The sequence below is a fragment of the Mycobacterium sp. GA-1285 genome, from assembly GCF_001499905.1.
Lineage (GTDB): Bacteria > Actinomycetota > Actinomycetes > Mycobacteriales > Mycobacteriaceae > Mycobacterium.
On record NZ_LQIS01000053.1, the window covers coordinates 183,561 to 207,678 of the forward strand.

Here is a 24,118-nt window from a genome sequence, read left to right on the forward strand (position 1 = left end):
GTGAAGCCCTGCTGGAATGCAATTTCGCGTCAGGAGGTTGGCTTCAGCCGCAGCGAGATCGAGTTGATGCAGTAGCGCTGGTCGGTCGGAGTGGGGTAGCCCTCGCCCTCGAACACGTGGCCGAGGTGGCTGTGGCAGTTGGCGCAGAGCACCTCGACGCGGTGCATCCCGAGCGAGTCGTCGGGCCGCAGGATCACCGCGTCGGAGTCGGCCGGATCGAAGAACGACGGCCAGCCGCAATGGGATTCGAACTTCTCGCTGCTCCGGAACAGTTCGGCCCCGCAGGCGCGGCACTCGTAGATGCCCTCGGTCTTCGTGTCAGTGTACTCGCCGGTGAAGGGACGCTCGGTGCCTGCCTCGCGCAGGACGTGGAACTCCTCGGGGGTCAGCTTCTGGCGCCACTCGTCATCGGTCAGCTGCAGTTTGGGAGCCGGTGTGGTCATGTCTCCACGCTACTAGTGCCGGCACGACGAGCCAGCTCCTCTGCATACGCAAAGGCGACGACCTCGTCATCCACATCGAATTCGCACAGATGCGTAGTAAGCCCGTCGCGGATCTCGCCCACAATGATGCGGGTCCACTCGTATCGCTCGCCGTCGTGTCCCGTGGCGTCACGCTCGTGGCGACTCACCGCGACCGTCGGTGAAATCCAGTACTCCGCCGAATGCCATGAACGCATCGAGGCAACCAGTGCGCAGAGATCCTCGTAGCTGGCACGCAGATCGGCGACCGAGCGGTCGGGGAAGCCGGATCGCGCGCGGCTGACGGCGTGCATATCCGGGTGGGACATCTCTCCGAAGACGGTGTCCCATTCGCGTCGGTTGATGGCCATCAGGTACTCGGCGATGTGGGCTGCGCCCTCAGCGACCGCGGCTCCTTCGCCGGCGCAGTACCGGCGCGTGAGTTCAAGGTAGGCGCCCTCGAAATCGTCCTCATCGAAGCGGCCGTGATACACGATACGACCGACGTCGTCGACCTCGTGAACCATCAGATAGCGGACCTCGAAACCCTCCTCATTCGACCAATGCAACAGGCCGAGATTCAAAGATTCGCCGCGCACCGCCAGGGTGCGGCACTCGAATGACGAGTAATCCTCGAGGAGTCGCTCAAGCGCGGCACGTGGCTCCCCGAGGGAATTTCCGCTCAGGCGCCGGTGATCATCGTAGAAAAACGGGTCCGCGAAAAGTGTGACAGCGGCGTCGATCTCCCGCGCTTGCAGTGCCCGCCAGAGGCGGTCTGAGGTCCTGGCGGCGCGATTCGTCTCGTCCAGCCGACTGGCTGTCGCACGAACCACCTCCTCTGCGTAGGCGAAGGCCGCCTCCTCGTCTTCGACCTCGAACATGCAAGCGGCCGCAATCCGCCCATCGCGGATCACGAAGACTTCGAGGTCGCTCCATGCATAGCGCTCACCGTCTCGTCCGATGGCATCGCGCTCATTTCGGCCGACGGCACAGGTGGGGGACAGCCAGCGAACCGCCGAATTCCACGTCCGCGCCGACTCGACCATCGTCATCAGCTGCTCGACACCCTTCCGAAACTCTGCTGCTGAACGATCAGTGAGGGCGGAGCGCGATCGGTTCTCGACGTGGAAGTCGGGCGTGATGAGTTCGCTGAACAAGCGATCGAGGTCGCCCTGGCTAACTGTGATCGCGAATTCTGTTGTCACGCGACCCGCACCGGCGAATGCCGAGCCCTCGCCAGCGTAATACCGTCGCTCAAGTTCGCGGTAGGCGCCTTCGAATTCGTCCTCGCCGAAGCGACCGTAGTAAACGATGCGCCCGTCGCCGTCGACTTCGAGAACATGCAGATAGCGAGTTTCGTAGCCGGCATCGTTGGACCAACGAGTGCGCGAAAGCTGCAGTGAGTCGCCGCGCACCGCCAAGGTATTTCCCTCAAAGTTCGTGTATTGCTGAAGGATTCGCTCGCATGCCGCGCGGACGCTGTCGGGCGGATCGCCTCCGATCGCCCATTGATCGTCGTAGATGTAGTCCTCAGTGAATAGACGTGCGGCGCACTCGGCGTCGCCCGCGCGCAATGCCTCTCCCAACGCGTAGCGCGTTCGGCTGGCAAGGTTCTCGACCGGTAGCCGGCTCGCGGCGGCGCGCACCATCTCCTCCGCGTAGGCGAATGCCCCGTCCTCGTCGTTGACATCGAATCGACAGTCAAGCGCGGCGCGCCCATCGCGGATCTCACAGACGTCGATGCTGGACCAGGTATATAGCTCGCCGTCCTTGCCGACGGCTTGCCTTTCATTTCGAGCGACGACGCAGTTTGACGACAGCCAACACTCGGCGACGTCCCATTGTCGAACCGAGGCCATCATCGACCTCAATTCCTTGAGGCTCGCTCGGAGTTCGGTCGCGGAGCGGTTCGGAAACGCTGTGCTAGAACGATTTTCGACACGGAAGTCGCGGGAGGTGAGTTCTCCGAACGCTCGGTCGAAATCACCGGCGTTCAGCGCAATTACCCACTCGGCGGCGAGTGTCACTGACTGGGCGACAGCTGCGCCTTCACCCTGGCAATAGCGGCGGGTGAGCTCCCGGTAGGCGCCCTCAAAGTCGTCTTCGTCGAAGCGACCGTGATACAGAATCCGTCCGGCGTCATCGACCTCGTGAACGGTCAGGTAGCGAACCTCGAAACCGTCGTCGTTCGACCACCGGGTCCAGCCGAGGTGGAGTCGCTCGCCGCGTACCGCGAGCGTGCGTGTCTCAAAGGATGTGTAATCCTCGAGGATGCGTGCGAGTGCAGTGCGCGTATCTCCGACCGGGTTTCCGTGTAGGCGGCGATGATCGCCGTAGGCAAATGACTCGGCGGCGAGCTGTGCAGCGGCATCGGTGTTCCTCGATTGCAACAGCCGCCAGAGGTTTTCGACGGTTCGGGTCGCCAGATTGCTCACTGTGAGCCTGCTGTTCGCTGTTCGCACTAGCTCCTCGGCGTACGCGAATGCAGCGTCCTCGTCGTCGGGTTCGAAAATGCACATCGACGCCATTCGCCCGTCGTGGACTTCGAAGACCATCAAACGCGTCCACGAGTAGCGCTCACCGTCGTGTCCGATCGCCTCGCGCTCGTGACACCCGACGCATACATTCGCTGAGAGCCAATGCGTTGCCGAATGCCATTGCCGCACCGACGTAACCAATGCATCGAGGTCTTCGACGGTGGCACGTAGCTCCGTGCCCGAGCGATCAGGGAAGATCGATCGTGAGTGGTTCTGGACGTGCAGATCGTCGACACTGAGCTCGCCGAAGAGGCGGTCCAGATCGCGGGTGTTGAGGGCCGTCGCGTACTCGATGGTTACGGCCCCCGCCTCGGCGAACGCGGCGCCCTCGCCCGCAAAGTAGCGGGTCTCGAGCTCGCGGTACGCCATGACGAAATCGTCTTCGTCGTATACAGCATGGGAGGTGATGCGCCCGTCTGCGTCGATACCAATGATTACGAGATGAGCCGTCTCGTTTCCGGCGTCGTCGGACCACCGGGTATGTGCGAGTTCAAGGCGTTCACCGCGGACAGCCAATGTGCTCGCTTCGAAGTGGTTGTACTGTCCGAACATCCGCTGCACAGCGGCTCTGAGCTCAACGCGGTCTTCAACAGGGTCGCCGCTCGACCGGCGATGGTCGTCATAGACGAAGTGGTCGGCGTAACAGGCGACGACGGTGTCGAGGTCGCCGTTCTCGCTTGCCCGTCGGACTCGTTGCCCTACCTCACACGCACGGTTCGTCAGCGCCAGCCGACTCGTGGTCGCCCGAACCCGCTCCTCGGCGTACGCAAATGCGGCGTCTTCATCGTCTACTGCGAACTCGCACATCGATGCAAAGCGGTTGTCGCGAAAAGTGAAGACGTAGAGTCTCGTCCACGTGTACTCCTCACCGTCATGACCGATCGCTTCGCGTTCGTTTCGGCCGACGCCGACCGCTGGCGATAACCAGCACTCCGCCGAGTTCCAGATCCGCGCGGAGGCGACCATGCCCCAGAGTTCTTCGTAGGTGGACCGAAGCTCGGCTGCCGAACGGTCGCCGAAAACCGACTGCGTTCGTGTTTCGAGCCGGAAGTCGGCTGTCAAGAATTCGCCGAAGACGCGGTCGAAATCTCCGCGATTCCACGCGAGATTCATCTCCGTTCCGATGGTGCCCACTTCGGCGAATGCCGCACCTTCTCCGGCGTAGTAGCGGTCCTCCAGCTCTCGATAGGCTCCTTCGAAGTCGTCTCCGTCGAAGCGGCAGTCGTAGACACACAAATCATCGTCACCGATTTCGGAAACATGAAGCTGTGTCGTCTCGTTACCCGCCTCATCCCACCAGCGACTGCGCACCATCGCCAGTCGGTCTCCCCGCACCGCCAGCACGTGGACCTCGAATCGGCTGTACTGATCGAGAACCCGCTGGATCGCTGCACGTATCGCGTCACGTCCGACGATGGGGTCGCCGCTCAAACGCCGTCGATCGACGTAGACGAAGGCATCGGCGTAGGTGGCCACAAGGCCCTCGACGTCGTGACTCCGCATTGCTTGCCAGCCGGCTTCAACGACGTCAGTAGCTCTGTTCTTGACTGCCAGTCGGCTGCTGGCTGCACGAACCCGCTCTTCGGCGTACGCGAACGCCGCATCTTCGTCGTCGAGGTCGAAGCGGCAGATCAAGGAGACGCGACCCGCGCGCCACTCGGTGACGTGAAGCCAGGTCCACGAGTAGGTTTCGTTGTCCCGGCCGATCGCCTCTCGTTCGAACCGCACGATAGCCCAGGAAGGCGACAGCCAGCGAACCACTGAGAACCACGTTCGTGACGACAAGACCCTCGAATGCAGATCTTCGTAGCTGGCGCGTAGGTCTTCGAGAGAACGGTTCGGGAACGGCGAACTCGACCTGTTCTCAACCCGCATGTCGGCGGCGAAGAGCTCACCGAATACCCGGTCGAAGCCACCGTGGTCCAGCGCGGTCGAATATTCCGCCGACGCAGCACCGGCGTCTGCGAACGCCGCACCTTCACCAGCGTAGTAACGGCGTTCCAGTTCTCGGTAAGCGCCTTCAAAGTCGTCTTCGTCGAACCGCCCGTGAAAGACAACCCGCCCGTCAGCGTCGATCTCGTGAAGGTGTAGACCGACCGTTTCGTTCCCCGCGTCATCCCACCAACGACTCCAACGCAATTCCAGTCGGTCACCGCGGACCGCCAAAGTTCGCCAATCGGAGTGGGGGTACTGCTCGTTGATTCGCGCTGAGGCGGCGCGTAATTCACTAGGACCCTCGATCGGGTTGCCGCTCAGCCTTCGACGATCGTCGTAAACAAACCGATCCGAGTACCATGCCATCGCGCTATCGACATGACCGGCCGTCCCTTTGCGCCAAGCGTCATCGACTTGCTCACTGGCCCGATTTGTTACTGCGAGTCGGCTGGTGGTGACACGTATTCGTTCCTCGGCATATGCGAACGCCGCATCTTCGTCGTCGAGGTCGAAGCGACACGCGGAGGCGACCCGGTCGTCGCGGATCTCGCAGACATCGAGCCAAGTCCACGAATAGGGTTCACCGTTGCGGCCAACCGCTTCCCGCTCGAAGCGGAAGACCGCCACTCTCGACGACAGCCAGCACACGGCGGCCTCCCAAGAGCGGGCTGAAGCGACCGCGGCGTCGAAGTCTTCGAACGAGCTCCTGACATCCGTTGCGGTGCGGTGGCCGAAAACCGAGCTCGACCGGTTCTCGAGACGATAGGACGAAGACGTCAGCTCATCGATCAGCCGGTTGTAATCGCGACGGTTGAGGGCGGTGATCCACTCCGTCGTCACCGCCCCCGCCTCCGCGTAAGCCGCGCCTTCTCCAATGTAGTAGCGGCGCTCGAGCTCTCGATACGCGCCCTCGAAGTCGTCTACGTCGAAGCGGCCGTCGTAGACCGTCTGGCCGGCGTCGTTCACCTCGGTGACGTGGAAGTACTCGGTCATGTTGTCAGATTCATCGGTCCAGCGGCTCTGGGCCATGAAAAGCCGTTCACCGCGAACAGCCAACACGCGAACGTCGAATTCCGTGTATTGATCGCAGATTCGGGTGACCGCGGCGCGCATTGCGTCGCGTCCGACGATCGGCGCGCCGCTGAGTCGTCGCCTATCGTCATAAACGAACTCGTCCGCATAGCTCGAGACGACGCCGTCGACATCATGTGACCGCAGCGCTCCGACGAATGGCGGCAATGACCGGGATGCCGGGTTTTCCACGGCAAGTCGACTGCTGGCTGCTCGCACTCGCTCCTCGGCATAAGCGAAAGCCGCAGACTCATCGTCAGGTTCAAATTGGTAGATCGATGTGAAGCGGCCGTCATGAAGTTCGCCAATATCGATCCTCAGCCACTCGTATCGCTCGTCGTCTCGTCCGACCGCTTCTCGCACGATTCCGGCAATGAAACAGTTGGGGGAGAGCCACTGCACAGCTGCGATCCACAAGCGAGAAGAATCGACCATCCTGCCAAGTTCCTCGAGGATGGCGCGAAACTCGGTCGAAGAAAGCTCCGTGAGTGGTGCGTGGGAGCGGTTCTTTATTGGGAAGTCGGAAGCGATGAGTCCGAATGCTCGATCGAAATCTTTTCGATTGATCGCGGTCGCGAATTCGGCTGTCGCTGCCCCCGCCTCGGCGAAGGCCGCGCCTTCGGCGGCGTAGTACCGTCGTTCGAGTTCGAGATATGCGCCTTCGAAGTCGTCCTCGTCGAAGCGGATGTGATAGAGGATGCGCCCGTCGTCACCGGTTTCATTGACGTACAGCGTCGTGGCGGCATTTCCGTCGTCATCGGCCCAGCGGCTCCATAGGAGATGCAAATGGCGGCCGCGTACAGCGAGTACGCGGACCTCGAAGTGGGTGTACTGCTCGAAAACACGCTCGATCGCTGTGCGCATCGCGTCGATACCGATGACGGGGTCACCGCTCAGCCGCCGGCGGTCGTCATACACGAACCGCTCCGAGAACCAAGCGAGGGCGCCCTCGACGTCGTGTTCCTTGGTTGCCCGGATGAACATGGGCAGCAGTCGGCACGAGTCATTGTCGACCGCGAGCCGGCTGGCCGTCGCGGGCGCTCGTTCCTCTGCGTTACCGAGTGCTGTCCGGGCGGGTCCCTCCATTGGCGTGACAAGGGGTTCGTCGACGAGTCCGACCGGGATCGACGCCTCCTTCGCCGCATACAGCGCTCGGGCTTCGGCTCGGGCTGCCCTGGCGCCCTCGATGTCTCCCGCCTGATCCAGTACACGGCTCAGTGCCAGGCACGCTTCAGCGTGGTCGAGCACGATGTCGGTTCCACTGGCGACCGCCACCGCATCCCGGGCCATTGCAGGGGCCTCATTGTGGCGCCCTTGCGCTGCGAGAATCTCGGCTCGCACCGCGCGCCACGCGATCGCCGTCTTCAGGTTATGGCCGGCGAGGCGCTCGCTTTCGGATGCGTAACGGTCGGCTTCGTCGATGCGGCCCTGCGCGAGAACGGATCTCGCCAACAGGGCGGCGGCCAGGCCCGCGTCGGCGCCGACGCCCAACGCGTCGAGGCCTTCCAGTGCCGTCCGGAAATGCGGTTCGGCTGCGACGGGGTCGCCACTCATCGACTCGATGATCCCGGCGAACAACTCCGTTTCCATGAGTCCATGCCGCAGCCCGAGGTCGGCGACGATCTGGCGAGCTTCGCCGAGCATCTTGCGCGCTTTGTCCGGTCGGCCGCGCAGCAGTTCCAGCACAGCCAGATGGCGCAACGACGTCGCTTCGAGGGAGGGTGCAGCCGTCGTCATTCGCTGCATCCGAACCACGTCGAGGCACCGGCCGCCGGCTTTGGGTACCGGGCTCGGCCCCCACAGCGCCGCGCCGGGGGCCGCCCCCAATGCCGCGGTGATCTGTCGGTGGTCTCTACTCTGTCGAGCCGCGATCAGCGCCTCGAACAGGTCGACTTCGCCGTCGCCGACCCGTCCCAAACGCAGCCGCGCGCTCGCTCGGACGCGGTGCGCCTTGGCGAGTCCCGCGGAGTCCGCGCGACCGGCGAACTCGTCGATGGCGCCTTGGAGGAGCGCGTCGTATTCCAACAACCGGTCCGGGTCGGTGTACACGCCGAACTGGCACCGATAGCACGTCGCCCAAGGCGCCAACGCATCATCGGCGATGCGCTCGAGATCCTCGACGAGGGCGGCGGCGGCGGTGACGTCGCCTGCGGAAAGAAGCGCCTCGCAACCCGTCAACAGAAGCTCGGCGTGTGTGGACTCGGCGGCGCCGGCGAGCGCCGCGCCTCGCGCGGCCTGGGTGCCGGCGGAGACCAGCTCGTCGCGGTCCAATGCGCGTCGCGCGGATGCCGAGTAATGGCTGGCGGCACGCAGAGCAAGATCGTTCGTGTGCTCGTCAAGCGTGCCCAGTTCGCTTCGATACGTGTGTGCGGCCTCCAAATGGCGGGCGATCATCTCGTCAGCCTCGAACGCCACACTGGCGCCGCCCGATTCGACCCAGTCGGCGAGGCGCTCGTGCAGTTCTGCGCGTTCCGACTTCAGCAGCCGCCGGTAGGCGACATCGCGGATGAGCACGTGATGGAATCGCCAGACGGCCTCGTCGCCGACGTACGTCCCCGTGGGTTGCGCGAGTTCGAGACGCCGAAGTCGATTGAGCGACAGCTTGATAGCGTCCGCATGACCGCCGGCGAGCGCTCGGACCGTACCGACCGAGAAGTCGGTGCCGATCACCGAGGCGATCTCGAGTATGCGTCGGTCACCCGTGTCCAGCCGTTCCAGTCGCGACGCGAGCAGGGCATGAATCGTCGGTGGAATGGTGATGGCCTCGACATCGATGGTCAGTCGCCAGCCGTTCGCGTGCTCCACGAGAACGCCGTCGTGGGCGAGCATCCCGACAAACTCCCGGACGAACAGGGGATTGCCGCCGGTGGACGCGGGGAGGCGATGCAGCAGCTCGGCTGGCAGCTCGGTGGCGCCCAACACCTTGGCGGCAAGCTCTGCCGTCGCCCCGGCGTCGAGGCCGTCGAGGTGGACCGTGTCGGCGACCCAGCGGCTGGCGGTGGCGAGGTCGGGCCGAATCTCACGCAGCTCGGGCCGTGCCAACGCCAGCACGAGCACCGGCACGTTCTTGACCCATTCGACCACATGCTCGATGAAGTCCAGCAGCAAGCTGTCGGCCCACTGAATGTCGTCGAGTGCGAACACAACCGGACCGCTCCACGCCAGCACCTCCACGAATCTGCGCAGCGCCCAGAAATTCTCCTCGACCGAGCCGGGTACCCCGGTGGCCAAACCGTGGAGGTCGCGCAGCAGACGATCGCGCTCCGACACTCCCAGCGGAATGTCGGATTCCAGATCGCGCGCGCGCAACATCTCGACGATCGGCGCCAGCGCAACCGACCCCTCGACGGCGCATCGAACCTCAACAACGCACGCATTTGTTTGGGCGCCCAGGAATTCGATAGCCAGGCGGCTCTTTCCGACTCCGGGGTCGCCGATGACGGTCACCAGCCGGGCCGCGCGCACCGCGACCGCGTCGTCGAGGACGCCCTGAAGCCGCCGCACTTCTTGCGACCGACCTACGAACGGCGCGGCGTCGGCGACATCCGAATGCCGCCCGAGCCACTGATATACCGCAACCGGCGCGTGGCGGCCCTTCACCTGCACCTGCCCAAGCGATTCGTAACCGTATCGCCCGCGTGTCGCTCGCCAGGTCTCCTCACCGACCACCACGCGCCCTCGCGGACACTCGGCTTCGAGGCGAGCGCCAACGTTGAGCGCGTCGCCCACCAGGTCGGCGTCACCCGCGCCGACAACGACCTCGCCGGTGTTTACGGCGACACGCAGCGCCAACTCGGTGCGGTGCGTCTCGGCGACCCGGGCGGCCAAGCCGACGAACCGGTCCTGCAATTCGACCGCGGCGTCGACGGCGCGTAACGCATCCTCGGGACCGATTTCGGGAACACCCCAGACGGCCATGAAACCGTCGCCTATGTACTTGGTGACGCCCGCGCGGTGCCGCTGTGCAGTCGACCGCAGCAGGTCGTGGTATTTGCCGATGACCTCACGGGCCGTCTCGGCATCGACCCGTTCTTCGAAGGTGGTCGACCCGGCCAGATCGGCGAACATCACCGTCACCGTTTTGCGCGCCGGTCCTGCGGTCGGCGGTTCCGGCACCGGCACGACCTGATCTACGAGCGGTGTTCCGCAGCCGCGGCAGAATCGCGCGGTCGGCTTCGCCTCCAATCCGCACGTTGTGCAGACCCGTGCGAGTGATCCGCCGCAGCCCTCGCAGAATCGCGCGTCCTCCTCGTTCGCCGTCCCGCAGGAGGCGCAGGTACGGCGGATCTCAGCCATGGTCAGCCCGGCCCCAGCGAGAAGGCGTCGTGGTCCTCCAGCGCGGCGGCAGCGCGGCGAAACATCGCGCGGACCAACCGCTTATTGCGGTCGTTGACGATCTCGATTCGACCCTCGGCCATGACGGGATAGACGAAGCACCAGGCGGTGGCGATTCGGTAATCCTGCCGCAATTGTTCTGCAGGGTAATCGATTTTGTGCTCCGCGAGACGGCCGCGATAACGAGCGAGCAGTTCGTCCTCACAAGTACGGCGCGTCTCGGGGGTGAGGCTCTGACTGAGAAAGTAACCGACATCGAAGGCGCCGCGGCCTTTGTTGGTGACTTGCCAGTCCAGCACCGTCAGCGGCGGGTCACCAGCGCTGGTAGCGAAGAACATCTGATCCAACCGAAGATCGCCGTGCAGGAAGGTCTGGGGCCGGCGGGAGACTTCTTCGAGGAACCACGGCACCAGCGTCGCGAACCGGTTGCCGTATTCACGGATGGCGGGCGTCAACTCCGAGCCCAGGCGCTCAACACACTTCGGCCAGGCAGCCTGGTAGTTGCTGATGGCTACGTCGGGAAATGGCGGCTCGGTGTGCGCCTTCAGCCACGGCAGCGCCTCGAGGCGATCGCTTTCCCACCAGTACGCGTGGTGGCGGGCGATCGCGTCGACGACGATCTCCGCGTCGTCGACGGAACAGCCGATGAGCTGATCGACGTTCCGCAGCCTGGCCAGATCTTCTAACACCAATACGAAATCGTGAGTCGCCTCGTCGAAGGCGGCGAAATACGAACGCGCGGGCGGCACAGGATTCGCCGCGCCGATCTCCTGGTAAAAGCGCACCTCTCGGCGGTAAAACTCGAGGTTCTCGCATAGATTCGTCCGGGCGGTGACATCGAGTGTCGGAAGCTTGACCACCACGGTCGACGGTAAATCCGGGTCGCCGTCCAGATGAGCCCGATAGAGGCGACCGAGCAACCCCACGCCGATACCGAATTGCTCGAGCTTGCACACCTTGACGTCGGCCTCGAGTACCTCGCTCAGCCATTCCGGTGTGATGGATTGCGGGTCTACCGGGATTCTCGGCATGTTGCGCCTCCCTGTAGACCACCCCCGTGAGCGAATCAATCGTACGAGATGGGAGGCGCATCAGCACTGGTTATAGTGCCTCGAACCGGAGCCAGAACCTTGCGTTAGCAAATGCTGTCGAAGCCAGCTCAGCTGATCGGCGGTGCCACCGGTCGGGCCGGTTCGGCCGAAGTATCCGGTCCCGAAGACTTCTTCAGCCAGATCGGGTCGATCCCGTCGTCGAGTCGGCCCTCCGCCTTGGCGTCCAGATAGCGGAAGTACAGCACCGAGAACACGACAACGAGCATCAGGCCCCACCCGTAGGTGAACTTCATGTACTCGAGGAACCGCCCCGTCGTCGGCCAGTGTCCGAGCAGCCAGCGGTCGGCGCTCATGAACCCGTAGATCGCCAGCCAAGCAGGCCAATTACGCAGAACCGAGTTCGGCAGCACCACCGTCATCAGGAACGGGAAAAGCATCATCGAGTAGTAGCCCTGTCCCAGGGACAGCACCAGGAACGAGGTGATCAACAGCACGCCCGACGACGTCGTCATCCAGAACAGCGGGTCACGGGTGCGGTAGTACTTGTACAGCAGCCACAGCGAGATCACGGCGATGACGGCAAAGGCGATGCGCAACAACAGGATCAGCCACGTGGGAAGTCCGTAGTAGATGCCGTTGCCGGCGATCGAGCTGTTGAAGTAGTCGCGCGTAGTGAGGATGTAGGGCACCGTCCGGGTCACGAAGTTCATCGGATCGCTGATCAACGGCCAGGCCGCGGCGTTGAACACCACCGGCACTGCGATCGCAGCGACCACTGCCCGCCATTGACGATTCAGCAACGGCAGCAACAACAGCGGCGCCAGCAGCGGTTTGACCACCAACGTCAATCCGATCGCGACACCCGCCAGCCACTGGTGGTTTCGCTTACCGTCAAGCAACCAGCGGAAGAACAACACCTCCGCCAGCAGTATGCAGCCGTTGATGTTGCCGAAAACCAGTGTGTTGATCACGCTTTCGGTGCAGAACATCGCTGCCAGCAGCGCGGGCAGGGCCACCGAGCGGAAGCCATACCCGAACAGCCGCACCAGGAAATAGGCGGCCAGCACGATCGCCACCGTATTGAAGAAGATGAACCAATACCGCGACGCGTCGACGGGCAGATACCCGAACGGCGCCATCAACAGAGTTCCGCCCGGCGGATACAGATAGTGCGGGTCGACATGGTTGAAGTGCTCGTTGTAGATGTCCCAGCCCATCTTGAAATTGACGACCGCCCGGTAGACGGGTCCGTAGTCGTCGGTGATGTAGCCGTTGGTCGCCAGCACGTAGCTGCGATGAATGATGAACAGGATCGCCAGCGGCCACAGGATCACCTTCAACACCGACGCAACGCTGGGCGGGGAGGTTCGGGGCCGGAAGGGCGTCGTCAACGAACTGGCCACAAGATCGCGCACGACCGCACGGTACCCGACCACAGTCGAGGTCAGCGTCAGGCAGGGCAGAACGTATCGGTGTCCGGCAGGTTGCCGCTGTCGAGGTAACCCAGGACCGGCGGCAGCGCACACGGCGAGTAGATCGAGGCTCCGTGCCCGATGCCCTGCCACATCACCCGCCTGTTGGCCGACCCGGCGTTGATCACCGTGGCCGCGACCGCGGCGACGCCCTCGTTGCCGACGATCGGATCGTTCTGGGTGCCGAGCAGCAGCACAGGAATCCTGAGGTCCTTCGGCTCCTCAGGCGTCGAACCGCTCGGCCAGTTCAGGCAATTGACCAGATTCAGCGCACCGACGGTGCCGAATTGCGGATACAGCTTGTTCCAGGCCACGACCAGTTCGCGCACCCTGTCCGGAGTGGGCCGGTTTAGCGAGTCGCTGCAGCTGTTGACGAACTGGCCGTCGGTGTTGCGCAGGCTCTCCGCCCGCCCGATCAGGTCCGTGAACGGCGCGGGATCACCCGACTGCGCGGCCGCGACGGCGGCTGCCAGCGCGTTGCCCGATTCGACGCGGTCGCCGCGGGGATAGGCCAGTGCGGTCGAGATCGCGTTGGTCACGGTCGCGACGGCCGCGCCGTTGGGTCCGCGGCCCTGGCGTGCGGCCGACAGCAGCGCGTCGACGGCTCCCTTCGGATCCGGGGCCAGCGCGCAGTTGGTCGCGGCGCACTGGGCGGCCCAGGCATCGAGCGCTGCCTGCTCGCCCTTGACCCGCTGCTCCATCGCGGCTTCGGCGGCGATGCCCAGCGGCAGAGGGGAATCGAGCACCAGGCGCGCGACCTTGTTGGGATGCGACCCGGCGTACGCGAGCGCCACCTGCGCCCCGTTTCCGACGCCCAGCAACGCCAGCGCGGGAACGTCCCAGGTGCTGCGCAACCGCTCGATGTCCTCGGCGGCGTGGGAGTTGTCGTAGGCCGAATCGCCGGGGGCGATGGTGTCGGTGCAGCTGGTTGTCGCGGTCTGCACGATCGCGCCCAGGTTCGCCACCGGATCGTCGCCGGACTGGAACTGCGCCTGGTCGAGCATCTCCTGGCGGTCGAACAGATCACGGCACTCCAGCGCGCCGGACATGCCCATGCCACGGCGGTCGACCGCGACGACCGGGCGGGTGTTGAGCACGTCGGTTCCCGCGCGTGACAGCCATACCGGCAACTGCAGCGACGACGGCAGGTCCGTGCCGGTGGTCATGACCAGCGGGCCGGCGTCTTCGGGGGTCTGCGGACCGCGGGCCCGCACCACACCGATGCTGACCGAACCCGACGCGCCGTTGATCGGGTCGAGGTCGGCGTCGTAGGTGGCGCAATCCAGCGTCACACCCGATGCGGCGGGAACGGCGGCGTCGCTGAACACCCGCGAGGTGCAGTCCCGCCAGGCCAGGTCATTCTTCGGCGCCTCGACGGCCGGCGGGCCCTCGGCAGCTTTGGTCGTTTCCGGCTCACCCTGAGGCCCCGCGCCGGAGTCGGTGGCGTAACGGGGGTTGGCGGCAAGGCCAGGCGCACACGCCGCGACGAACGCCACGACGGTCGCCAGGCTGAGAAGGCGAACCAGCTGACCACGCCGATGCATGCCGACCACAGTACTGATCCGCGGCTCAGTCGAGCCGCACGTAGCGGGTGTAGAGATAGCCGTCGTCGTCGGTCAGGACATGCGCAGGACGCATCCGATTCAGCACCTCGCCGGGGCCGGTGGCGATGCGGGGCGCCTTGCCGCCGACCAGGAACGGCGCCACCGTCAGGCACAGCTCGTCGAGCAGATCGCTCTCGATCAGCAGGCTCAGGATCTGCGGGCCGCCCTCGGTGAGCACTCGGAACAGCTTGCGTTCAGCCAGCGCCTTCAGTGCAGTCGCCGCGTCGACCTCCTGGGGTCGGGGGCCCGAGGCGTCGATCACCTCGGCGAACCCGCCGAGTCGTTTGCGGACGCCGTCGCAGGCCGAGGCGCTCGTCAGGATCAGCGGCGGCGTCTCGGTGCGGGTGAAGAACCGTGCGTCGGGATCGAGGTGGCCAGACCGGGTGATGACGGCGATCGGCGGCACCTCCGCTTGGCCGCGCGCTTGCCGGGCCCCGCGTTGTGCGACGGGCACCTGCGCCCCGGAGTAATTCTCGGTGCGTACGGTGGCGGCACCGACGAGGATCACGTCGGCGGCGTAGCGCATCTGCTCGAAAACTCGGCGGTCACCGGCTCCTCCGAGCGCCGCGGTCTTGCCGCCGGCCGTCGCGCCGCCGTCGATGCTGGCGATCATGTTGCCGCGCACCCAACACCTGTGCAGGTCGGCAGGGTAGGCGTAGAAGTCGGCGAGCTTGCCGTCGGGGCCCTCGATCGGGGCGCCGTCGGGCCCGAGCACTGTGAACCGGGCCGCAGCGGCGGTATCGGGCATGAAGACGATTGCAGCACGTCGCTAAGGTGCCTGCATGGACGGGTCCGGCACGGTGCAGCATTTGGTGGACCGGCACCCCGACGTCACACCGGATCGGTTGATCGCCCAACTCGTCCCGCCGCCCACGTTTTCCGACGTCAGTTTCGACAGCTACATCCCCGACGCCGCCGAGCCGTCGCAGGCCGCGGCCGTGCAGTCATGCCTGCGGTTCTGCGATCGGGCGCAGCAGCGGCGTGCGGGCAAGAAGAAGCTGTTCGGTCGCCGTGAGGTGCTACCCGGTGTCGGACTGTATCTTGACGGGGGTTTCGGCGTCGGCAAGACGCACCTGCTGGCCTCGTCGTACTACCGGCTGCCGGAACCGAAGGCGTTCGCCACTTTCGGTGAATTAACCCAGCTGGCAAGCGTTTTCGGCTTCGTCGAGTGCATCGAGTTACTGGCCGGCTACGTGGTGGTGTGCATCGACGAGTTCGAACTCGACGATCCGGGAAACACGACGCTGATCTCGCGGCTGCTCTCGCAGCTTGTCGAACGCGGGGTGTCGGTTGCGGCGACGTCGAACACGTTGCCCGAACAGCTGGGCGAGGGCCGGTTCGCGGCGCAGGACTTCTTGCGTGAGATCCACACTCTGGCAGCAATTTTCGAGACGGTGCGTATCGACGGTCCGGACTATCGCCACCGGGATCTTCCGCCGGCGCCAGAGCCGTTGAGTGACAGCGAGGTCCGAGAGCGCGCCGCGCGGTCATCCAGTGCGACGCTCGACGACTTCGACGAGCTGTGCGCACACCTGGCCACCATGCATCCGTCGCGCTACCTGTCTTTGATCGAAGGTGTCGCCGCCGTCTTCCTCACCGGTGTCCACACGGTCGACGATCAGAACGTCGCGCTGCGCCTGGTGTCGCTGACCGACCGGCTCTACGACGCGGGGATCCCGATCGTGGCGTCGGGCGCCAAGCTCGACACCATTTTCAGCGACGAGATGCTGGCCGGTGGATTCCGCAAGAAGTATCTGCGCGCGACGTCACGCCTGCTCGCGCTGTCGCGGGAAGGCGATCAAAGCGGTCGCTGAAGGTCTGATCGGTCGTGCGATGTCATACGCGGCACGCCGCGATGTGGGTATGAATCCGCACACTCAATCCCGCGTCCGCCCTAAAGCGGTCGCACCATCACGTAGTCGTTCTCGACGGCCGCGCCCAACCGAAAGGACTTCCTTCCGGTGACCGCGAAGCCGTGCTTGGCGTAGAACCGCTGTGCGCGCCGGTTCTGCTGATTGACGCCGAGCCACACGACTGCGGCGCCCATATCCCCGCCTACCCGCACTGCCGCCGTCATCAGCGCGGTCGCCACACCGGTGCCGTGGTGGTCTGGCAACACATAGAGCTTCGACACCTCGACGGCCGGACGGAGGTCGACCGCGTGCTCGACGTCCGGGTCGTCGGGCACACCGCGGATCAGCATGGCATAGCCGGTGATTGAGGCGTCGGCGCGCGCGACGAGTACCACCCGGTCGGGGTCGACGAGGTAGTCGCGGAACCGGGATTCCGACAGGTTCTCCTCGACGAACGCTGCGACGTCGTCCGGCGTCACCGCAGGGGGACACGCGAGCGGAAAGGTGCGGGCGGCGACGTCGACGAGTTCCGGCAGGTCGGCCTCGACGGCCGCCATGACCTCAATGCCCAACGGCCACTACACGTTCCACTGAGCCAGGTGCTCGCCGGTGATCTTGTCGAGAAGCACCACGTTGGACACCAGGTCGCGGTAGCAGTCCCAGAACACCGCACCGCTGACCGTGGAGCCGGCCGGTGCGTTGGTCAGCTGGCGCTGCAGCGCGTCCGGGGCGTCGGTGTTGCGCGGTTCGTAGCTGTCGCCCGTCGGCGTCACGCCGCGGAAGCTGTAGGTGATCGACTGGGCGTACGGTGTCGGCACCTGGATGGAATGCACGGTCACCCACGCCCGCCAGATCTGCTGCCGCGGGGGGCGGGGGGGATAGCCGAAGCCGGGCGGGACGGGGCTCGGATCGATGCTGTGCACGGTGATGTCGGCGACCAGGCCCTTGAACTTCACCTGCAACGTGTCGCCGAGTCGGCCGATCGGAGCGGTCACCGCCGATGCCGGCGCAGCGACCATTCCGGCGGCAACCGCCATGGCGACGACGAGGAGCACGAACCAGCGACGCATCCCCGCATGATCGCACACACTGAAACCTGTTACAGCCGCTTCCAGGTCAGGTGCCTCAGGCCGCTTCGAGACGCAACAACGTCGACTTGGCGCGCGGGCCGCCGACGTATTGCCCGGGCGAGCCGTCAGAGCGCACGACGCGATGACAGGGGATCACCACCGGCAGCGGATTGTGGGCGCATGCGCTGCCCACGGCCCGCACGGCGCGGGGGTTGCCCACGGCGGCGGCGACGGTCGCGTAACTCTCGCGCCGGCCGTAGCCGATGTCGCGGAGGTGCTCGATCACGTTGCGGCGAAAGCCCGCGGCGAGTCGCAGGTCGACCGGCACCTCGAACGCGGTACGGCGCTTGGCGAAGTACTCGTCGAGTTGGCGTGCGACGGTGTCGAGTCGGGCGGGAGCGTCCAGGATCCGCGGGCTGACCGCCTGCGCCAACCGGACGAGCACCTCGTCGTGGTCCTCGATCGCGAAGGCAACGCGAACCAATCCGACGGTGGTGGCGGCCAGCAGGAGGGGGCCGACGGGGGTGTCGAGAGTGCGGTAGGCGATGTCGAGCACGCCGTCGTCGTCGGCGGCGCGTTCGAGCTGTCGGTGCAACCGGCGGAGTGTTTCCTCGTCGGCGTTACGTTCATCGAAAAGCTTGTCGGTCATCGGTTGCGGTCCTCACGGTAGATTTCGCGCAGGGTCTTGATGCCGTCGGCGGCGGCGCGGCGGGCGGCGGCGGGGGAGTTGCCGAGCAGGCCGGCGATCTCGGCGAAGGGTAGGCCTGCGATGTGGTGATAGGCGACGGCCTGTCGCTGCTTGACGGGCAGTCGGGCCAGGGCGTCCCAGAGGTCGAGATCGCGGGATGCGGGGTCTGCCCGCGATGACGGCCGGTCCGGCATCGAGTCGGTCGGTGTGGGCCTGCGGGAGCGGGCCCGGCCGACGTCGAGGGCGCGGCGGTGCGCGATCGCGACAAGCCACGCCTCGACGTTGGCGTCGCCCGGCAACTGCGGGTAGGCGCGCATCGCGGACAGGAACGTCTCCGACCAGGCGTCCTCGGCGTCGACGGGGCCCACGACCGCGCGGCAGACCCGTAACACGGTCGGCCCGTGCTCGGCAACCACGTCTTCAAACGGTCGCACCCTCACATCATGAAGACGTCCAGGAGCCGACCTATGTGAGATCAATCCTGGGTGAACGCTTGCAATGCGTCGAGGAGTTCGGTTTCGAAGCGATCCTTGTCGACGCCGACGCGGTGCAGAGGCCCGTCGTCGGCCTCGGCTTCCCACAGCGCCAAGGCGATGTGCTCGGTTCCGACGTAGTTGTGTCCCAAGCGAAGTGCGTGACGGAACGTCAACTCGAGTACCTTCTTCGCGGCGGCGTTGAACGGGATCAGCGTGGGGAGCTCGCCCTCGGCCCGCGACGGCAAGGACACCACCTCGGACACAACGTCTGAGTCGACGCCCTGCCCTGCGAGCAGCTTGGCGGCCAGCGCGTCGGGATCTTTGAACAGGGCCAGCAGAAGGTGATCCGATCCGATCTCGGAATTGCCGGCCGCGTGCGCGAGGTTCTGGGCCTCGACGACGACGTTGCGGGCGCGGGGGGTGAACCGGCCGAAGCCCGCGTTGGGGTCGAGCAGTTCGGCGTCCGTGGGGGTCTTGGGGACGAAGCGCTTCTGCGCGGCCTGCTTGGTGACGCCCATGCACCTGCCGATGTCGGTCCACGATGCCCCGGAGTGACGGGCTTGATCGACGAAGTGGCCGATCAGGTGGTCGGCGATCTCGCCGAGAGACTCCGCCGCCAGCACCGCGTCGGTGAGCTGGGCGAGGGGTTCGGAGTGCACGGTTTTGATGACGTCGATGAGGTCGTCGAGCCGGACCGGGTTGGTGATTTTGGCGGGCCGCGTCATAGCGTCAACCCTAGGTTGACGGCAAGCATTCGTCAACTTGTGGTTGACGATCGCGGATACCCGCGTCTGACTGTGCGGTCGAGGATGCCCAGCGTCGCGCGCAAAGCGCTCTCGGAGATGACGGGGAAGATGCCCGCCTCGCGCCAGTGCTGGTCGATCTCCGACCAGTCGTAGAACGACGTCACAAGCGTGCCGTCGGCGGCGGGTTCGAGGCGATAGCCGTAGACATGGCCGATCTGTGGGCGTATCCGGCCCAGAATCGTCCACGAGATCAGGCGGTCCTGCTCGAAGTCGCGGATCGAGACGGTGACGTCGTACTTGCCCATGGGGAAGTCGTTCAGCGCTTCACGATCCATGTGCACGACGAAGCTGTCTCCGGCGGCGCGAACCGGTTCGCCTTCGGCGTCCTGCAACATCCCGGTCGCGTCGATCGCGACATGGCCCTGAGGGTCGGTCAGCACGGCGAAGATGTCGGCTGGGGATGCGGCGATGGTCCGCTGGACTTCGATGCGATCAGTCATCAGCAAATCATGCCTCGGATAGGAAACCCGTCAGTAGCCGTTTTGGTCATTGCGGCCGGGGTATTCGCCCACTGCTATGCCCAACCATGTGGAACCAGCTCGCGTGCAATCCGCCCTACTGCGGCGCGCGATCACGTTCATCGACGAGAACGCCCACAGGGAAATAACACTCAGAGATATTGCCACCGCCGTCAATGTCACGCCACGCTCGGTGCAGTACGCGTTCCGCAGACATCTCGGCACCACGCCGCTGGAGTACCTCCGCCGCGTGCGACTCGATCGAGCCCATCGCGAACTGCAAACAGCCGACCCGCGCAGCGACACCGTCATGGCGATCGCGGGCCGGTGGGGGTTCACTCACGCGGGCCGGTTCAGCGGTGTGTACAAGCGCACCTACGGGACGGCGCCGAGCGAGACGTTGCGCGCCTGAGAATCTATCTCGGGAAGAAGCCTTCGCGAGTGAAGAAGCCGGGCTGCCATCCGCGTGCGCCGAGGCACAGCATCGGGCGACCGTCGGGGGTTTGGGCTGCGGCTTGAGGCTTGGGGCAGGGTGAGCCGACTTCCTGGACGCCGAACAGTTCGTAGGACGCCTGCCAGAAGCCCTGATTGGTCGGGACGGGTGGCCACTGGTTCTCGATCCAGCGGCACTGCAACACTTCGCCGCCGGGGCCGCGCCCGAAGGTGAACCGTTCGAGGTTGAAGCAGGGCCCGGTGAGGTGGGCGTCGTAGTTCATCCCGGGGACGTCGGACGCGTAGCGGCCCGGCGTGTCGGGGTAATCGGTGTCATCGGCGGAAGCGAGCGGGGCCGCGCAGATGGCGGCGCCTGCGATTGCGGCGGCGGCGAGCAGTTGGTTGATCATGTCCCACCCTCGATGTCAGGACCGGTCGGTCTTCGCAAAGCGTAGTAGGTGCGACGCGACCGCTGCGCCATTTCCTCTCACCGGACAGCAGAACACCGACGGTCGAGCCCTCCGGTGTCCCCATGCGCGGCGTAATCGACGTTGTTGGCGGCGTCGCTCAGGCGCATCGGGTGGTCTGCGGTTGGCGCGGTGAAAGAAGGCGCGACGGACCGGAGTCGTGAGATCGCGGATTCAATTCGGCGGTTTCCGGGAAGTCGGTTGTGGACCGATCACTAGTGACGTCGCGTGAATCGTCATGGCTGGTGCTCGGTGCGAGTGAGAAGTCCGGCGTATTAACGGTTTTCGATTCGGTGAGGACGCGGCAGTTGATTGCAATCGCGGTGGTGCTGGTGATCTTGGCGGCTGCCTTGATCGTGTTCGGCATGGTGCTCTACGGCAACGGCGTCGGTGCGGTTCCCGACGAGGTGGGTCGCGACCCGGCGGCCACTCGAAAGGGTCTGGCGCGCGTGTCATGGAGGAACCTGTTCGCGCGAACGAAGACGTCGGCCAAAGAAATGCTGAATGAGGAAACAGGGCGCCCGGAGAGATTGACCGCGACCGGTGCCTTCTGCGTCATGGTTGGGCTCATCGCCCTGCTGCTCGCGCTGCTGGCGTTCGTCGCCGCTATGGTGTAGCGACGCGCTGCTCGGATGTGAGCGATAGGTCGAAACCTTCCGTGCGCTCAGGTTAGGTCGGGCAGACTGAGCGCGTGGGATGTCAGCACCTCAACGCGCGCCCGTCGAGCGCGGTTGTGCAGGGACGACGTGGACGCTCGATGCGATGAGTTGGGCGACCACGGTGACGAGCACGTTGGTGCCGTTTGCCTCTGTTACATCGACTGCGGCCGTGGCGATTTGGACCAAGCGCATCGACGCGAGAACCAAGAGGGAAGAACGCGATCACGCTCTGGTCCTGGACTACGAGAAGCGGGCGGGTGAGGACAAGAAGGCGGCGTTGAAGCGCCTCATTTCTGCGACTCTGCACCTCAAGCGCGGAGCCGAACAACTCGCCGGCACCGAACAAAGCCTGAGCCAACGGCGGGCTGAGGCCATTAGGCAACTGTACGAATTCCGTGTTCGGCTGGGTATGGAGGACGGAATCGCTGAGTTGATGATCTATGCCGCAGAGCCGGTTCGCGACCTCACGGAGTTGATGCTCGACGAATGGGATCGTCAGTTTCGTGAGCACGGATACTCGCTGGCGCAGTTGGACGCGTGCAAGAGGCGACTCGTCCAGACCGCAGGCGACCTCGCGCCGACCGACGAAGAAGCGATCTATGCGGAGCGCAAATGGGATGAGCTCAAAGAAGAAGAAGGGTCGTGGCTCAAGAAACTCGGCGACCAGTCAGAACTTGACGTCGAGGAGCTGGTGGAGCTCTGCAAGAGAATTCTGAAAGCCGCCCATAAGGATCTGCGCGGTGGTTACGGCGTAGAAACGGACTAACGCAGAGGTTGCGCTGAAGCACTTGTATTCCTGGCAGGGCGACTTCTCTACGTTGCGACGGTGCGCGCTTCGAGACCATCGACATCCTTAATACGCAAAGAAGACCTGGCCCAACGCTCCCGAAGTGACCGTCTAGGGCAGCTTCCCCATGAAAGATGCCTACGGCAACGTGTCTACCGACGTGGTCGTCAACATCAATACCTGGAAGCAACCATTGATCAGATCAACTTCGAGGGCGTGGACAAGGACAGGATCTGGGAGATAAGGGATTCCGGCTTTATATATCCCGAGTTCCGACCGTAGGTCGTCGTCGGCGCGGTCAACGGTGATCACATGGCAAAGGTTGCTGATGTGGTGATGCATTGGCTAGTGGACCGTTTTGCCGACAACTGACCGCCCGCACGGGCACCCGGCAGCGAGTCGAGCTGGCGCGGCACCGCTGATGGTGGGCGACCCTGGATGTCGTCCAGCACTAGACCGAGACAGCGATGGCGTCGCCTGCGAGAGCTGAAAAGTCGTCTCCCAGTCGGGCCCGTCAGTCGATCTGGGTCCTAAGCCTTCACAAGTGAAAACGGGTTCGTATATGTCTCTCCAACGGGCTTGCCGCATCCGCCTGTTGGATTGATAACGGTGTCCGTGCCCTGGAGCGTGACCGGGTCCCAGGAATACTCGCGCCTCATGGGAACCCACTCACCGGGATTCATTGGAGTGCCGCAATTCATTCCCTGGGGGTCGTCGACGATTAGATGCCAACGCCCGCCAGAAAAGTTCGCGTTGGCCGTCCATTGCGAACCCTCCTGCATGTGCACAGTGGCGCAGTTAGGACCGCAGGGCGAGAACACCCAGTGCCCAGCGTGTCCCCCGCTCGGGGTTGTGTAGACATAAGTCCCGGTCATTTCTTCGGCTGCTGCAGACCCCGCGAACCCAACCGCAGCTCCCGCAAGCACAACGCCAACTGCCAATCCGGTAATCGTCCTCATGGTTCCCCTCAAATCTTCTGAATCCTTCTGGCGAGTCGAATCGACGACAGCGCTTACTTCATCACCGGCGTCTGTCGTCATCATTTCCCTCCGTTGCTTGCCGAGTCGCCACCCCTGTCCCCAGGTGACTGTCAGCTTTTGAATACCGTAAGCGAACCTCCGAGCATGGAGGCGATGTTGAGCAACTCGATGTGGGCATGTTTGCCACGACAAGATGCCAGAGCTAGCAAACACCATCGGATACGGAGAAACCGCAGTTCACAAAGGCTAATCACATCGTTGTGGTGATCTTGAGCAACAAGAATTCGTCTCGGCCAATGCCTCGCCTTGCAAGCTGCCGTTACCAACGGCTGCGGGGGCGGGCCGCACGCTCACCTGCACAACGACGACGTGATGCGCGCGATGTTGTGTCCTCCGATCACACCATCGAGCACAGCCGCAGAGGAAGCCAAAGTACGGCAGGGTAAGTTGACCAGCTCCCTACCGGTTGCTCCGTTTTCGTCGCGGTTTTCAACCGACCTCAGCAGGGGTAAACCGGCGGCGTGCCTGACCGAAGATTCGAGTTCCGCTTCACCACTCCGTACCGGTTGGCGGGATTGCCATTTGGTATCAGACCTTCTACCTGTGAGGTCCGGGTGGGTGCCGGTCGGCTGACTGCTCGGTTCGGCCCGTGGCAGATCCAGACTGCACTGACCAACATCGCCGATGCGTCCATCACCGGCCCCTACACCTTCGTCAAGACCGCTGGTCCCGCCCACTTGTCGCTCGCCGACAGAGGACTAACCTTCGCGACCAACGGGGATCGCGGCGTGTGCCTGGCCATGGTCGAACCCATTCGCGGTATCGACCCTTTCGGGCTGCTCCAGCATCCCAATCTCACCCTTACGGTGGATGATTGCGACGCACTGCTGCGCGCCGTCTAGTGTCCTGAGTCATTAATTCGTCCGCTCTTGTTAGAGTAGGTGATGCCGTCACCGCGAGCTGCTGACATTGTGT

19 protein-coding genes are annotated in these 24,118 nt (G+C 64.5%); 6 read left to right on the forward strand and 13 right to left on the reverse strand.

The genetic code is table 11. From position 1 onward, the window contains the following. Positions 1-29: 29 nt before the first annotated feature. From msrB to AU193_RS20725, 6 genes are all read right to left on the reverse strand, one after another. Entirely contained in the window at positions 30-443 is a 414-nt protein-coding gene (msrB, locus tag AU193_RS20700) for a peptide-methionine (R)-S-oxide reductase MsrB (RefSeq protein ID WP_064424239.1), read from the reverse strand. Next, positions 440-10,300 (reverse strand): nuclear transport factor 2 family protein, encoded by a 9,861-nt coding sequence (locus AU193_RS20705; protein ID WP_082683082.1) that lies wholly within the window; start codon positions 10,298-10,300, stop codon positions 440-442. Before AU193_RS20705 ends, msrB begins: the two co-directional genes overlap by 4 nt. 2 nt (positions 10,301-10,302) lie before the next feature. Further along, positions 10,303-11,295 carry an ecdysteroid 22-kinase family protein gene (locus AU193_RS20710; protein WP_253867984.1) on the reverse strand — a complete coding sequence of 331 codons (993 nt, stop codon included), beginning with the start codon at positions 11,293-11,295 and terminating at the stop codon, positions 10,303-10,305. A gap of 203 nt (positions 11,296-11,498) precedes the next feature. Further along, positions 11,499-12,827: an arabinofuranan 3-O-arabinosyltransferase gene (aftC, locus tag AU193_RS20715; RefSeq protein WP_371259260.1), complete on the reverse strand. Its 1,329-nt coding sequence runs from the start codon at positions 12,825-12,827 to the stop codon at positions 11,499-11,501. Positions 12,828-12,841: 14 nt separating this feature from the next. After that, on the reverse strand, positions 12,842-14,407 hold the full coding sequence (locus AU193_RS20720) for an alpha/beta hydrolase (RefSeq protein ID WP_064424282.1): 1,566 nt from the start codon (positions 14,405-14,407) through the stop codon (positions 12,842-12,844). Between the two features lie 25 nt (positions 14,408-14,432). Further along, positions 14,433-15,215 carry a pyrimidine reductase family protein gene (locus AU193_RS20725; RefSeq protein ID WP_064424241.1) on the reverse strand — a complete coding sequence of 261 codons (783 nt, stop codon included), beginning with the start codon at positions 15,213-15,215 and terminating at the stop codon, positions 14,433-14,435. 34 nt (positions 15,216-15,249) lie between these two features. Between AU193_RS20725 and zapE the strand changes: the two genes are divergently transcribed. Beyond that, the gene (zapE, locus tag AU193_RS20730; protein ID WP_064424242.1) at positions 15,250-16,281 is read left to right on the forward strand and encodes a cell division protein ZapE; all 1,032 of its coding nucleotides are present in this window, start codon (positions 15,250-15,252) and stop codon (positions 16,279-16,281) included. Between the two features lie 80 nt (positions 16,282-16,361). Here zapE and AU193_RS20735 read toward each other — a convergent pair whose 3' ends face one another. From AU193_RS20735 to AU193_RS20760, 6 genes are read right to left on the reverse strand one after another with little or no spacing between them, the layout of a single operon-like run. Next, complete coding sequence (locus AU193_RS20735; protein WP_064424243.1) at positions 16,362-16,877, reverse strand: GNAT family N-acetyltransferase; 516 nt, start codon at positions 16,875-16,877, stop codon at positions 16,362-16,364. A gap of 21 nt (positions 16,878-16,898) precedes the next feature. Next, positions 16,899-17,390: a hypothetical protein gene (locus AU193_RS20740; RefSeq protein WP_064424244.1), complete on the reverse strand. Its 492-nt coding sequence runs from the start codon at positions 17,388-17,390 to the stop codon at positions 16,899-16,901. Between the two features lie 55 nt (positions 17,391-17,445). Next, a complete protein-coding gene (locus tag AU193_RS20745; RefSeq protein ID WP_064424245.1) occupies positions 17,446-18,039 on the reverse strand; it encodes a methylated-DNA--[protein]-cysteine S-methyltransferase in 594 nt (197 codons plus the stop codon). Continuing rightward, positions 18,036-18,512 carry an RNA polymerase sigma factor gene (locus tag AU193_RS20750; RefSeq protein ID WP_064424283.1) on the reverse strand — a complete coding sequence of 159 codons (477 nt, stop codon included), beginning with the start codon at positions 18,510-18,512 and terminating at the stop codon, positions 18,036-18,038. Before AU193_RS20750 ends, AU193_RS20745 begins: the two co-directional genes overlap by 4 nt. Before the next feature lie 41 nt (positions 18,513-18,553). Then, positions 18,554-19,279, reverse strand: a complete 726-nt coding sequence (locus AU193_RS20755; RefSeq protein ID WP_064424246.1) for a Clp protease N-terminal domain-containing protein — start codon at positions 19,277-19,279, stop codon at positions 18,554-18,556. A gap of 32 nt (positions 19,280-19,311) precedes the next feature. After that, positions 19,312-19,800, reverse strand: a complete 489-nt coding sequence (locus tag AU193_RS20760; protein WP_064424247.1) for an SRPBCC family protein — start codon at positions 19,798-19,800, stop codon at positions 19,312-19,314. Positions 19,801-19,876: 76 nt separating this feature from the next. Here AU193_RS20760 and AU193_RS20765 point away from each other — a divergent pair, with 76 nt between their 5' ends. Further along, on the forward strand, positions 19,877-20,230 hold the full coding sequence (locus AU193_RS20765) for a helix-turn-helix transcriptional regulator (RefSeq protein ID WP_064424248.1): 354 nt from the start codon (positions 19,877-19,879) through the stop codon (positions 20,228-20,230). Between the two features lie 4 nt (positions 20,231-20,234). Here the strand turns inward: AU193_RS20765 and AU193_RS20770 are convergent, their stop codons facing one another. Beyond that, positions 20,235-20,660, reverse strand: a complete 426-nt coding sequence (locus tag AU193_RS20770; protein WP_064424249.1) for a hypothetical protein — start codon at positions 20,658-20,660, stop codon at positions 20,235-20,237. Between the two features lie 260 nt (positions 20,661-20,920). Here AU193_RS20770 and AU193_RS20775 point away from each other — a divergent pair, with 260 nt between their 5' ends. The 4 genes from AU193_RS20775 (at position 20,921) to AU193_RS20790 (ending at position 24,045) form a co-directional block, all read left to right on the forward strand. Continuing rightward, on the forward strand, positions 20,921-21,334 hold the full coding sequence (locus tag AU193_RS20775) for a hypothetical protein (RefSeq protein WP_156425313.1): 414 nt from the start codon (positions 20,921-20,923) through the stop codon (positions 21,332-21,334). 211 nt (positions 21,335-21,545) lie between these two features. After that, complete coding sequence (locus tag AU193_RS20780) at positions 21,546-22,142, forward strand: hypothetical protein (protein ID WP_253867986.1); 597 nt, start codon at positions 21,546-21,548, stop codon at positions 22,140-22,142. Positions 22,143-22,521: 379 nt separating this feature from the next. Beyond that, on the forward strand, positions 22,522-22,653 hold the full coding sequence (locus AU193_RS22975) for an excalibur calcium-binding domain-containing protein (protein WP_082683084.1): 132 nt from the start codon (positions 22,522-22,524) through the stop codon (positions 22,651-22,653). 1,104 nt (positions 22,654-23,757) lie between these two features. Then, positions 23,758-24,045, forward strand: coding sequence for a hypothetical protein (locus AU193_RS20790; RefSeq protein WP_082683085.1), 288 nt, complete (start codon positions 23,758-23,760; stop codon positions 24,043-24,045). The last annotated feature ends 73 nt before the right edge of the window (positions 24,046-24,118 follow it).